The organism is Burkholderia ubonensis subsp. mesacidophila (genome assembly GCF_002097715.1).
Taxonomy (GTDB): Bacteria; Pseudomonadota; Gammaproteobacteria; order Burkholderiales; family Burkholderiaceae; genus Burkholderia; species Burkholderia mesacidophila.
Map to the genome: position 1 here is coordinate 3,586,687 of NZ_CP020737.1, position 12,471 is coordinate 3,599,157.

Annotated in this window: 11 protein-coding genes; 8 read left to right on the top strand and 3 right to left on the bottom strand. The window is 70.7% G+C overall.

Annotated elements, in window-relative coordinates; all coding sequences use genetic code 11:
• Positions 1 to 101 precede the first annotated feature (101 nt).
• Genes fliF through B7P44_RS16925 form a run of 6 tightly spaced genes read left to right on the top strand, consistent with a single transcriptional unit; the run spans position 102 to position 6,907 of the window.
• Positions 102 to 1,874 (top strand): flagellar basal-body MS-ring/collar protein FliF, encoded by a 1,773-nt coding sequence (fliF, locus tag B7P44_RS16900; protein ID WP_084906064.1) that lies wholly within the window; start codon positions 102 to 104, stop codon positions 1,872 to 1,874.
• The gene (gene fliG / locus B7P44_RS16905) at positions 1,864 to 2,859 is read left to right on the top strand and encodes a flagellar motor switch protein FliG (RefSeq protein ID WP_084906066.1); all 996 of its coding nucleotides are present in this window, start codon (positions 1,864 to 1,866) and stop codon (positions 2,857 to 2,859) included. The genes fliF and fliG overlap by 11 nt, the downstream gene beginning before the upstream one ends.
• On the top strand, positions 2,852 to 3,535 hold the full coding sequence (gene fliH, locus B7P44_RS16910; RefSeq protein ID WP_084906068.1) for a flagellar assembly protein FliH: 684 nt from the start codon (positions 2,852 to 2,854) through the stop codon (positions 3,533 to 3,535). Before fliG ends, fliH begins: the two co-directional genes overlap by 8 nt.
• Positions 3,529 to 5,052, top strand: coding sequence for a flagellar protein export ATPase FliI (gene fliI, locus B7P44_RS16915; protein ID WP_084906070.1), 1,524 nt, complete (start codon positions 3,529 to 3,531; stop codon positions 5,050 to 5,052). The genes fliH and fliI overlap by 7 nt, the downstream gene beginning before the upstream one ends.
• Positions 5,053 to 5,058: 6 nt before the next feature.
• Positions 5,059 to 5,517, top strand: a complete 459-nt coding sequence (gene fliJ, locus B7P44_RS16920; RefSeq protein WP_084906072.1) for a flagellar export protein FliJ — start codon at positions 5,059 to 5,061, stop codon at positions 5,515 to 5,517.
• A 31-nt stretch (positions 5,518 to 5,548) separates the two neighbouring features.
• Positions 5,549 to 6,907 carry a flagellar hook-length control protein FliK gene (locus B7P44_RS16925; protein WP_084906074.1) on the top strand — a complete coding sequence of 453 codons (1,359 nt, stop codon included), beginning with the start codon at positions 5,549 to 5,551 and terminating at the stop codon, positions 6,905 to 6,907.
• Between the two features lie 17 nt (positions 6,908 to 6,924).
• On the opposite strand, the gene B7P44_RS16930 is transcribed toward B7P44_RS16925, so the two are convergent.
• A complete protein-coding gene (locus tag B7P44_RS16930) occupies positions 6,925 to 8,562 on the bottom strand; it encodes a GMC family oxidoreductase (protein ID WP_084906076.1) in 1,638 nt (545 codons plus the stop codon).
• A gap of 212 nt (positions 8,563 to 8,774) precedes the next feature.
• Between B7P44_RS16930 and B7P44_RS36370 the strand changes: the two genes are divergently transcribed.
• Entirely contained in the window at positions 8,775 to 9,251 is a 477-nt protein-coding gene (locus B7P44_RS36370) for a hypothetical protein (protein ID WP_133117970.1), read from the top strand.
• Positions 9,248 to 10,666, top strand: a complete 1,419-nt coding sequence (locus B7P44_RS16940; RefSeq protein WP_084906761.1) for a coniferyl aldehyde dehydrogenase — start codon at positions 9,248 to 9,250, stop codon at positions 10,664 to 10,666. The genes B7P44_RS36370 and B7P44_RS16940 overlap by 4 nt, the downstream gene beginning before the upstream one ends.
• A gap of 36 nt (positions 10,667 to 10,702) precedes the next feature.
• Here B7P44_RS16940 and B7P44_RS16945 read toward each other — a convergent pair whose 3' ends face one another.
• Together B7P44_RS16945 and B7P44_RS16950 are read right to left on the bottom strand one after the other, a co-directional pair.
• Positions 10,703 to 11,734, bottom strand: a complete 1,032-nt coding sequence (locus B7P44_RS16945) for a serine/threonine protein kinase (protein ID WP_084906078.1) — start codon at positions 11,732 to 11,734, stop codon at positions 10,703 to 10,705.
• 49 nt (positions 11,735 to 11,783) lie between these two features.
• Positions 11,784 to 11,996 (bottom strand): hypothetical protein, encoded by a 213-nt coding sequence (locus B7P44_RS16950; protein WP_029226305.1) that lies wholly within the window; start codon positions 11,994 to 11,996, stop codon positions 11,784 to 11,786.
• Between the last annotated feature and the right edge of the window lie 475 nt (positions 11,997 to 12,471).

Sequence of the window (12,471 nt, forward strand, 5' to 3'; positions counted from 1 at the left end):
GGGCGATCGGATCGGGGCCGGCATCACGATAATCGCATCGTGTCATTGTCCGCCCGCTCGTCCGAGCGGCTCAGTCGTCCCGCTCCGGAGAACCTCGACGCATGGATTCGCAGGCCAATTCGCTGATCAATCCCGACGCCCGCACTGGCCTTGCCAGCCCGGCGCCCGGCGCCGCCGCGGCCGCGGCGCTGCCGGGGGCTGGCGGCGCAGGCGTGGACTTCGGGCTCGGCGGCTTCGCTGAACGGATTCCGGGCATCGCGCGGATGCGCGGCAACCCGAAGCTGCCGTTCATCATCGCCGCCGCCTTCGCGGTCGCCGTGCTCGTCGCCCTCGTGCTGTGGAGCCGCGCGCCCGACTACCGCGTGCTGTACAGCAACCTGTCGGACCGCGACGGCGGTGCGATCATTGCTGCGCTCCAGCAGGCAAACGTTCCATACAAGTTCGCCGACGCCGGCGGCGCGATCCTCGTGCCGGCCAACCAGGTCCACGAAACGCGCCTGAAGCTCGCGGCGCTCGGGCTGCCGAAGGGCGGCTCGGTCGGCTTCGAGCTGATGGACAACCAGAAATTCGGCATCAGCCAGTTCGCCGAGCAGATCAACTACCAGCGTGCGCTTGAAGGCGAGCTGCAGCGCACGATCGAATCGATCAACGCGGTGCGCGCCGCGCGCGTGCATCTCGCGATCCCGAAGCCGTCGGTGTTCGTGCGCGACAAGGAGGCGCCGAGCGCGTCCGTGTTCGTCGACCTCTATCCGGGCCGCGTGCTCGACGAGGGCCAGGTGCTGGCGATCACGCGGATGGTGTCGTCGGGCGTGCCCGACATGCCCGCGAAGAACGTCACGATCGTCGACCAGGACGGCAACCTGCTGACGCAGCCGGCGTCGGCGAGCGGCCTCGACGCGAGCCAGCTCAAGTACGTGCAGCAGGTCGAGCGCAACACGCAGAAGCGCATCGACGCGATCCTCGCGCCGATCTTCGGCACCGGCAACGCGCGTTCGCAGGTGAGCGCCGACATCGACTTCTCGCGGCTCGAGCAGACCTCGGAAAGCTACGGCCCGAACGGCTCGCCGCAGCAGAGCGCGATCCGCAGCCAGCAGACCAGCACCGCGACCGAGCTCGCGCAGAGCGGCGCGTCGGGCGTGCCGGGCGCGCTGTCGAACACGCCGCCGCAGCCGGCCTCCGCGCCGATCGTCGCGGGCAACGGCCAGAACGGCCCGCAGACGACGCCGGTGAGCGACCGCAAGGATTCGACGACCAACTACGAGCTCGACAAGACGATCCGCCACGTCGAGCAGCCGATGGGCAACGTGAAGCGGCTGTCGGTCGCGGTCGTCGTCAACTACCAGCCGGTCGCCGATTCGAAGGGCCACGTGACGATGCAGCCGCTGCCGCCCGCGAAGCTCGCGCAGGTCGAGCAGCTCGTGAAGGACGCGATGGGCTACGACGCGAAGCGCGGCGACTCGGTGAACGTCGTCAACAGCACGTTCTCGACCGCCGGCGACCCGTACGCCGACCTGCCGTGGTACCGCCAGCCGGACATGATCGACATGGCGAAGGAAGCCGCGAAGTGGCTCGGCATCGCGGCGGTCGCGGCGGCGCTGTACTTCGCGGTGGTGCGCCCGGCGATGCGCCGCGCGTTCCCGCCGCCCGAGCCGGCCGCGCCCGCGCTGCCGGCGCCGGAAGACGCGGTCGCGCTGGACGGCCTGCCCGCGCCGGAGAAGGCCGCCGCGAACGACGACGCCGACGCGCTGCTGCTCGGTTTCGAAAACGAGAAACACCGCTACGAGCGCAACCTCGACTACGCACGCACGATCGCCCGTCAGGATCCGAAGATCGTCGCAACCGTCGTGAAGAGCTGGGTGAACGATGAACGCTGAAGGCTTGACCAAGAGCGCGCTCCTGCTGATGTCGATCGGCGAGGAAGAGGCCGCGCAGGTATTCAAATTCCTCGCGCCGCGCGAGGTGCAGAAGATCGGCGCCACGATGGCCGCGCTGCGCAACGTCACGCGCGAGCAGGTCGAGAACGTGCTGAACGAGTTCGCGAAGGAAGCCGAACAGCACACCGCGCTGTCGCTCGATTCGAACGACTACATCCGCTCGGTGCTGACGAAGGCGCTCGGCGAGGACAAGGCCGGCGTGCTGATCGACCGCATCCTGCAGGGCAGCGACACGAGCGGCATCGAAGGCCTGAAGTGGATGGATTCGAGCGCGGTGGCCGAGCTGATCAAGAACGAGCATCCGCAAATCGTCGCGACGATCCTCGTGCATCTCGACCGCGACCAGGCGTCCGAGATCGCGTCGTGCTTCACCGAGCGGCTGCGCAATGACGTGCTGCTGCGGATCGCGACGCTCGACGGCATCCAGCCGGCCGCGCTGCGCGAGCTCGACGACGTGCTGTCGGGCCTCCTGTCCGGCAGCGACAACCTGAAGCGCAGCCCGATGGGCGGCATCGGCACCGCGGCCGAGATCCTGAACTTCATGACGTCGGTGCACGAGGAAGGCGTGCTCGAGAACGTCCGCCAGTACGATCCGGACCTCGCGCAGAAGATCATCGACCAGATGTTCGTGTTCGAGAACCTGCTCGACCTCGAGGACCGCGCGATCCAGCTGCTGCTGAAGGAAGTCGAGTCGGAAACGCTGATCATCGCGCTGAAGGGCGCGCCGCCCGCGCTGCGCCAGAAGTTCCTGGCGAACATGTCGCAGCGCGCGGCCGAACTGCTCGCCGAGGATCTCGACGCACGCGGCCCGGTGCGCGTGTCCGAAGTCGAGACGCAGCAGCGCCGCATCCTGCAGATCGTGCGCAACCTCGCCGAGGGCGGCCAGATCGTGATCGGCGGCAAGGCGGAAGACGCATATGTCTGATCCGGCGAGCGACCGCGTGGGCGACGTCAGCGCCTACCAGCGCTGGGAGATGGCGTCGTTCGACCCGCCGCCTCCCCCGCCGCCGCCCGACACCGCAGCCGCGGCGGCGGCCGCGCTCGCCGAGGAATTGCAGCGCGTGCGCGACGCCGCGCACGCGGAAGGCCTGTCGACCGGTCACGTCGAGGGCCAGGCGCACGGCTACCAGGCCGGCTACGAGCAGGGCCACCAGCAGGGTTTCGAGGCCGGCCAGGCCGAGGCGCGCGAGCAGGCCGCGCAGCTTGCGGCGCTCGCCGCGTCGTTCCGGGAAGCACTGGCCACCGCCGAGCACGATCTCGCGTCCGATGTCGCGCAACTCGCGCTCGACATCGCGCAGCAGGTCGTGCGCCAGCACGTGAAGCATGACCCGGCCGCCCTCGTCGCCGCGGTGCGCGACGTGCTCGCGGCCGAGCCGGCGCTGGCGGGCGCGCCGCACCTCGCGGTGCATCCCGCCGACCTGCCGGTTGTCGAGGCATACCTGCAGGAAGAACTCGACGCGCTCGGCTGGAGCGTGCGCACCGATGCGACGATCGAGCGCGGCGGCTGTCGCGCGCACGCCGCGACGGGCGAAGTCGACGCGACGCTGCCGACCCGCTGGCAGCGCGTCGCCGCCGCGATCGGCAAGGTCAGCGCATGGTGACGCCCACGCCCGAATCGTTCGCGCATGACGGCATGACGCCGCTCGAGCGCGAACTCGCGCTCGCGTCGTTCGGCCCGGACACGCCGCGCGACCCCGCGCCGGCCTCGGCGGCCGCCGACGCCGCACCGCGCGCGCCGCACAACCCGCACCTCGCGCACTGGCGCACCCACCTGAACGGCCTGGCGGCGCGCAGCCACCACGCGCTGCCGCTGCGCCCGTGCGGCCGCCTCACCCGCGCGGCCGGCCTCGTGCTCGAGGCGATCGGGCTGCGCCTGTCGGTCGGCGCCGAATGCACGATCGAATTGCCGCCCGGCAGCACGCTGCCGTTGGCGGAGGCGGAAGTGGTCGGCTTCGCCGGCGACCGCCTGTTCCTGATGCCGACCACCGACGTCGCGGGCGTGCTGCCCGGCGCGCGCGTGTGGCCGCTCGAACGCGCGCCGGTCGCCGATCCGCTCGCGGGCGCCAAGCGCCTGCCGGTCGGCTGGGAAATGCTCGGGCGCGTCGTCGACGCGTCGGGCCGCCCGCTCGACAACCTCGGCCCGCTCACGTCGAAGGTCGACGCACCGCTCACCGCGGCGTCGATCAACCCGCTCGACCGCGAGCCGATCCACCACGTGCTCGACGTCGGCGTGCGCGCGATCAACGCGCTGCTCACCGTCGGGCGCGGCCAGCGGATGGGCTTGTTCGCCGGCTCCGGCGTCGGCAAGTCGGTGCTGCTCGGCACGATGGCGCGCTACACGAGCGCCGAGGTGATCGTGATCGGCCTGATCGGCGAACGGGGCCGCGAAGTGAAGGAATTCATCGAGCAGATCCTCGGCGAGGACGGGCTCGCGCGCTCGGTCGTGGTCGCGGCGCCCGCCGACGTGTCGCCGCTGTTGCGGATGCAGGGCGCCGCGTACGCGACGGCGCTCGCCGAATGGTTCCGCGACCAGGGCAAGCACGTGCTGCTGCTGATGGATTCGCTGACCCGCTACGCGATGGCGCAGCGCGAGATCGCGCTCGCGATCGGCGAGCCGCCCGCGACCAAGGGCTATCCGCCGTCGGTATTCGCGAAGCTGCCCGCGCTCGTCGAGCGCACCGGCAACGGGCCCGAAGGCGGCGGCTCGATCACCGCGTTCTACACGGTGCTGACGGAAGGCGACGACCAGCAGGACCCGATCGCCGATTCGGCGCGCGCGATCCTCGACGGCCACATCGTGCTGTCGCGCGCACTCGCCGAGGCCGGCCACTATCCGGCGATCGACATCGAGGCGTCGATCAGCCGCGCGATGACCGCGCTGATCGACGAGTCGCACCTCGACCACGTGCGCCAGTTCAAGCAGATGCTGTCGCGCTACCAGCGCAACCGCGACCTGATCGCGGTGGGCGCCTACGCGCCCGGCCGCGACGCGCAGCTCGACCATGCGATCGCGCTTTACCCGCACATCGAAGCGTTCCTGCAGCAGGGCTTCCGCGAATGCGCGCCGTACGACGCGAGCCTGGCCGGACTCGATGCGCTGTTCAACCACGGAGGCTGACGCTAAATGGCACAAAGCTTTCCCCTGCAGATCCTGCTCGATCGCGCCAACGAGGATCTCGACGCGGCGACCCGCCAGCTCGGCGTCGCGCAGCGCGAACGCACCGACGCGGCCAACCAGCTCGACTCGCTGCTGCGCTACCGCGACGAATATCACGCGCGCTTCTCGCAATCCGCGCAACACGGGATGCCCGCCGGCAACTGGCGGAATTTCCAGGCCTTCCTCGACACGCTCGACACGGCGATCGCCCAGCAGCGCAACGTGCTGGCCGCCGCCGACGCGCGCATCGACGAAGCCCGCCCCCACTGGCAGCTGAAGAAACGCACCGTCGGCTCGTACGAAATCCTGCAGGCGCGCGGCGTCGCGCAGGAAGCGGTCCGCACCGCGAAGCGCGAGCAGCGCGAGGCCGACGAGCATGCCGCGAAGATCCTGCGGATGCGGGCCGACGCGGCAAAGTCGACGTAACCGTCCAACGCAATCGAACGAGAGATACGCCATGCCCTCCCTGTCCCTGCTCGGCGCACTGATCGATACTGCCGGCTCCGCCCTCAAGGCCGGCCGCAAGGCCGCCGCGGACGCGTCCGCGGCCGGCAATTCGGCCGATGCAACCCCGTCGGCGCTGCCGTTCGCGCAGACGCTGCAGCAAAGCGTCGCATCGCAGCGCACGTCGTCGGCGCAGGCCGACGCGTCGTCGACGCCGAGTTCGCCGTCGACGTCATCGACCTCGCCGTCGACCGTCACCGGTAACGCGAAGCCGTCCGGCTCGTCCGACGACAAGACCCACGACGACGCCACCGCGGCCGTCAACCCGGATGCGGCCGCACTCGCCGCCGCGGCCGCCGTGCAGGCGCAATTGCAGGCGCGTCCCGACAGCGCGCCTGCCGCGACCGACGCGCCGTCCGCCGACCCGCTGTCGCGCGCCGGCGACGCGGCATCGGCGGCCCTCGCGGCAGCCGCGAACGCGACGAAGGGCAGCGCGCAACCGGCAGCCGCGACCGACGAACCGGCGACGAGTCGCGACGCGCTGCATGCCGCGCTCGCGAAGCTCACCGGCGACGCGAACGCCGCCGCTGCAACGGCCACGGCCACAGGCGCGGCCGCGGGCGCGGCGCAGCCGGCGACGGCAACCGCGGCCGCCGTGCCGCTGGCGCCGAAAGCACCGACGTTCGACAAGACGCTGACCGACGCGAAGGGCGCGGTCGCCGCGCAGCAGGCACCGGCCCAGCCGTCGCCCACGCAGTCGGCCCAGGCCGATGCGGCCAAGCCCGATGCGGCACATGCGCTCGCGGCGACGCAGGACGCCTCCGCTCCGGCCGGTGCGGCGCTGGCCGCCGCGACGGCCGCCGCGCAAGCGAACGCGCCGGTGGCGGCGGCCGCGAACGGCATCGCCGCCGCGAACACGCACGTGCTCGCGCCGCACGTCGGCACTGCCGACTGGACGGAAGCGCTGAGCCAGAAGGTCGTGTTCCTGTCGAACGCGCACCAGCAGAGCGCCGAGCTGACGCTCAATCCGCCGGATCTCGGCCCGCTACAGGTCGTGCTGCGGGTCGCGGACAATCATGCGCACGCGCTGTTCGTGTCGGAGCACGCGCAGGTGCGCGACGCGGTCGAAGCCGCGCTGCCGAAGCTGCGCGACGCGATGGAAGCCGGCGGCCTCGGCCTGGGCAGCACGACCGTCAGCGACGGCGGCTTCGCTTCGCAGCAGCAGAACCCGCAGCAGTCGTTCGCCGGCGGGCAAGCGGCGCGGCGCGGCGGCGGCGCACCGTCAGGCGCCGATGCGACGCTCGACGCCGCGCAACCCGCGGCGACGGTCGCGACCGCAAGCCGCGCCAGCCTCGTCGATACGTTTGCCTGAGCATCCGCGCGCGCCGCTCAGCGGCCGTGCAGCGCCGCCGCAGCCGCGCGTGGCGCACCCGCCCGGCGCGCGGCGACGATGAAGTCCACCGCGCGCTCGCCGATCATCACCGACGGCGCATTCGTATTCCCGCCGATCAGCGTCGGCATCACCGACGCATCCACCACCCGCAGCCCCTCGACGCCGCGCACGCGCAGCTCCGTATCGACGACCGCGCGCGCGTCCGTGCCCATCCGGCAGGTGCCGACCGGGTGATAGATCGTGTCGGCATGCTGAACGATCGTCGCGCGCAGCTCGGCTTCCGTCTGGTCCGCCCGCGTGTACAGCTCTCGCCCGCCCTGCGACGCGAGCGGCGCCTGCGACAGGATCCGCCGCATCGCCTGCGCGCCGCGCACCAGCAGGTCGAGATCGCGCGCATCGCTGAAGAAGCGCGGATCGATCAGCGGCGCGTCGCGCGCGTCGCCGCTCGCGAGCGTCACCGTGCCGCGGCTCTTCGGCCGCAGCGCGCACACGTGCAGCGAATAGCCGAAACCCCAGTGCATCTTGCGATTGTGATCGTCGACGAGCGCTGTGCAGAAATGCAGCTGCAGGTCGGGCCGCTCGAGCGATGGATCGCTCTTGATGAAGCCGCCCGCCTCCGCGACGTTGCTCGTCATCATCCCGGTGCGGCTCGAGAAGTAGCGCGCGAGCGCGGGCGTCATCTTCGCGAGCCCGCGCACGCACACGCCGACCAGCTCCGACGAATTCACGCGCGTGTTGATGATGAAGTCGATGTGGTCGATCAGGTTCGCGCCGACATCCGGCGCATCCTGCACGACCTCGATGCCGTGCCGGCGCAACTGGTCGGCCGGGCCGATGCCCGAGCACATCAGGAGCTGCGGCGAGTTGAACGCGCCGGCCGACAGGATCACTTCCGCGCGCGCGCCGAGCGTTTCCACGCGCCCGTTGCGCGCGATCGTGACGCCGACCGCGCGCTTGCCGTCGAAGCCGACGCGCAGCACCGTCGCATCGGTGATCACATGCAGGTTCGGACGGTTGCGGCCGTAGATATATGCACGCGCGACGCTGCAGCGCGAGCCGTCGCGATGCGTGACTTGGTAGAAGCCGACGCCTTCCTGCGTCGCCCCGTTGAAATCGTCGTTGAGCGGATAGCCGGCCGCGTGCGCGGCCTGGATGAATCGTTCGGAGAACGGATTGCGAAAGCGCAGGTCGGACACCGTGAGCGGGCCGTCCGCGCCGTGCCATGCGTTCGCGCCGCGCTGGTTGCCTTCCGCGCGCCGGAAGTACGGCAGCACGTCCTGCCAGCCCCAGCCCGTCGCGCCGAGCTGCGCCCATTCGTCGTAGTCGAGCGGATGGCCGCGCGTATAGATCATCGCGTTGATCGCGCTCGAGCCGCCCATCCCGCGCCCGCGCGGCTGGTAGCCGCGGCGCCCGCCGAGGCCCGGCTGCGGCACGGTCTCGTAGCCGTAGTTGGTGCCGAGCTTGAACGGCACGAGCGCCGCGATGCCGACCGGCATGTTCACGAGCAGGTTGCGCTCGGTGTGCGCGCCCGCTTCGATCAGCGCGATCGTCGCGTCGGGGCAGGCGTCTGCGAGCCGGCCCGCGAGGCTCGCGCCGCCGGAACCCGCCCCGACGATGAGGTAGTCGTATTGCATGCACGTCTCCTTCGTGTCACGAATGGCGCCCGGCGCGGCCGCGCGGTCCTGATCTTGTAGTGTTCGGGCATTGTAGGAATCGCCGCCGCGCACGCGACGCGCGGATTCAAGAGCGATTCCTCTAAACGCGTGCGTGAACTAAATTTAAGATTAGTGGATTCGCTTGGCGCGACGCCCCCGGCCTCCAGAAGCCGATCTGTCGCGAAATGGGAGTGACCGTCATGCAGCGACACGTTCTGCAGGCCGTGCGCCGACCGGGTGGTCCGGCCGCGCCGCCCCTGCCCGGCATTTCAATTCAAACGGCGCCCGGTGCGCGCGCATGCGCCGCGATGCGGACGACGCGCGACGATCGAACGGAACGGGTCGCGCCGGCGTGTTTGGAACGCGGATCGGCGGCGCCGCCCGGCAAGCGCTTGAAGCTGCCGGCAACGATCTCGCGATGCATCGCGCCGGTGCATGCGGCGACGCCGCACGCAGTGTTTTGCAGGTCCGTTTCGCGCGCTGCAACGCAGCGCAAACAGGCGGCACGCGTCGCCGCCAACCGCCTGTCGATGCCCGCCGAGCGTCGCGCGGATGCGACGCTCGCAGCCGCGCCCCCACCCCGATCCGCCACGCCGCACGCGTCGAGCGAGCGCCTGCGGTCCGACTGCCGGCCGACGCGCCACGCCCCACCGGAGGAGACGACATGAAGAACGACCTGCCCGAATTCGCCGCACTGACGTCGCTGCTGCACGACCAGCGCGCCGCCTACCTGCGTGCGCCGTATCCCGACTGGGAGACCCGTGCGAAGCATCTGCGCGCGCTGCGCACGCTGCTGATCGACCATGCCGACGCGCTTGCCGACGCGATCAGCGCGGACTTCGGCCATCGCGCGAAGCAGGAGGTGCTGCTGTCGGAAATCTGGATGGCGAAGGAAGAGATCGACGAGGCATTGAAGCACGGCAAGCGCTGGATGAAGCCGCTGCGCAAGCCGATGAACAAATGGCTGCGGCCCGCGCGCGCGAAGGTGATTCCGCAGCCGCTCGGCGTGGTCGGCATCGTCGTGCCGTGGAACTACCCGGTGCTGCTCGCGGCCGGCCCGCTGATCTGCGCGCTCGCGGCCGGCAACCGCGCGATCGTCAAGATGTCCGAACTGACGCCGCGCACGTCCGCGCTGTTCGAGCAGCTGATCGCGAAGACCTTCTCGCGCGACCACGTCGCGGTCGTGAACGGCGACGCGGAAATCGGCGCCGCGTTCAGCGCGCTGCCGTTCGACCACCTGCTGTTCACCGGCTCGACGCAGGTCGGCCGGCACGTGATGCGCGCGGCGGCCGAAAACCTCACGCCCGTCACGCTCGAGCTCGGCGGCAAGTCGCCGGCGATCGTCGGGCCGAACGCGCGCTTCGACGCGGCGGTCGACGCGATCGTCGCGGGCAAGACGCTGAACGCCGGCCAGACCTGCATCGCGCCCGACTACGTGCTGCTGCCGCGCGGGATGGAAGCCGCGTTCATCGAGCGCGCGCGCACGCGGCTCGCGAAGATGTATCCGGATTTCTCCCGCAACGCCGATTACACGACGATCGTGTCGGACCGCCATTTCGCGCGGCTGCAGCAGCTCGCGAGCGACGCGCAGGCGGCCGGCGCGCAGTTGCACCCGCTCGCGGACGCGTCGTCCGATTCCGCGTCGCGCCGCTTCGTGCCGTGCGCGGTCACGCAGGTGCCGGCCGCATCGCAGCTGATGCAGGAAGAGATCTTCGGCCCGCTGCTGCCGCTCGTGCCGTACGAGCGGCTCGACGAGGCGATCGCCTACGTGAACGCGCGGCCGCGGCCGCTCGCGCTGTACCTGTTCGACGACGACGCCGGCACGGTCGAGCGCGTGATGCGAGAAACGATCTCGGGCGGCGTCTCGGTCAACGAAACGCTGATGCACATCGCGTGCGGCAGCCTGCCGTTCGGCGGCGTCGGTGCAAGCGGGATGGGCGCGTATCACGGCTACGACGGCTTCGTGACGTTCTCGAAGATGAAGCCGGTGCTGACGCAGGCGCGCCTGAACGCGCGCAGCCTGCTCGCGCCGCCGTACGGCACGCGCTTCGCCGCGCTGATCAAGCTGATGCTGAGGTTCTGAGCGACGCGGGCCGCGCGAGCGCGTCGGGGACGTCCGTCACACGGGCCAGAGCGGCCCTTCCTGCATCGCGCCGATCTGCTCGCGCAGTTCGAGCACGCGCGCTTCCCAGTAACGATGCGTGTTGAACCACGGGAACGCGGCCGGAAACGCCGGATCGTCCCAGCGCCGCGCGAGCCACGCGGCGTAGTGGATCAGGCGCAGCGTACGCAGCGCCTCGACCAGATGCAGCTCGCGCGGCTCGAATTCGCAGAAGTCCTCGTAGCCGGCGAGCAGGTCGGCGAGCGCGCGCGACGCGCCCGCGCGGTCGCCGGGCAGCAGCAGCCACAGATCCTGGATCGCGGGTGCCATCCGGCTGTCGTCGAAGTCGACGAAGTGCGGCCCCGCGTCGGTCCACAGCACGTTGCTCGGATGGCAATCGCCGTGCGTGCGCAGCAGGCGGAGCTCGCCCGCGCGCTCGAACGCGGCCTCGACGCCCTCGAGCGCGAGCGTGACCGCCGTCTCGTAGGCCGGCCGCACGTCATCCGGAATGAAATCGTGCGCGAGCAGATAGTCGCGCGGTTCGTAGCCGAACGTGCGGATGTCGAGCGTGGGACGCGCGACGTACGGCTGGGTCGCGCCGACCGCGTGGATGCGGCCGATGAAGCGGCCGAGCCATTCGAGCGTGTCGGCGCGATCGAGTTCGGGCGCGCGGCCGCCGCGCCGCTCGAAGATCGAGAAGCGGAAGCCGTCGAACGCATGCAGCGTGCGGCCATCGAACGCGCGCGCGGGCACCGCCGGAATCTCGCGCGCGGCGAGCTCGGCGACGAATGCGTGTTCCTCGAGGATCGCGTCGTCCGACCAGCGCGCCGGGCGATAGAACTTCGCGACGATCGGCGGGCCATCTTCGATGCCGACCTGGTAGACGCGGTTTTCGTAACTGTTGAGGGCGAGCAGGCGCCCGTCGGTGCGCAGGCCGGCCGGCATCAGCACGCTGTCGAGCGCGTCGAGCACGCACTCGGGCGTGAGGCCGGCAAACGGCGGCCCGGCTGGGGCGGAAGGAGCGGGAGTGACTTCGTTCATCCCCCGCATTGTGCCGCCAGCCGGGCCGAATGACGAGCGTTCGGTGCGGCGTGCCCGCTCAATGGACGGCCGCGCCGGCCGGCAGCACGGATTCGCCGGTGTCGATCAGGTCCTCGAGAAAGAACGGCTCGGTGTTGAGTTCCTTCGACTCGCCCGGCACGCCCGCGTACCAGGTCACCATCGCCATGTCGCCCAGGATGCGCTGGACGATGCCGCGCGCGCCCTTCGGCACCGCGATATGGGTAGTGCAGACAATCGACCCGACATGCATGATGTTTCCCCACTCGTTCTTGAATCTTGAGATCCGGCCAACCTGCGCGGCCGGCAAATGCACGACACGCGCCGCCGCTACGATGGCGGCCGCGCGTATCCCATTGTTCACGGTTTATCGAAGCGCGAAAAGCGGAAGTGGCGGGCAAAGCGCCGCGATTTCGTCGCATGTCTCCAATCAACCACTGCGGCGGCCGCGCGCTTGCACGGGCGCCGCCCCCATCATACCCTGTCGAGTGTGACCGGCCGGCGATCCGGGCGGCGCGTGACGCCCGCGCACCGATTGCCACGCAGGCCGTTGTTGCGGTACCTTCGACGTTCATCCGCTTTCCTGCGCATTTCGCCCACGATGCCTTCGCAACCGTCCGCCCTGCCGATTTCACGGTCGCCGCTCGACGCGCGACCGCGGGCGTGCGCGCATCCTGCGGCGCCTCCTCCCCCTGTCGCACCGCCGCTCGTCGGCGCGGCGCCGCCTC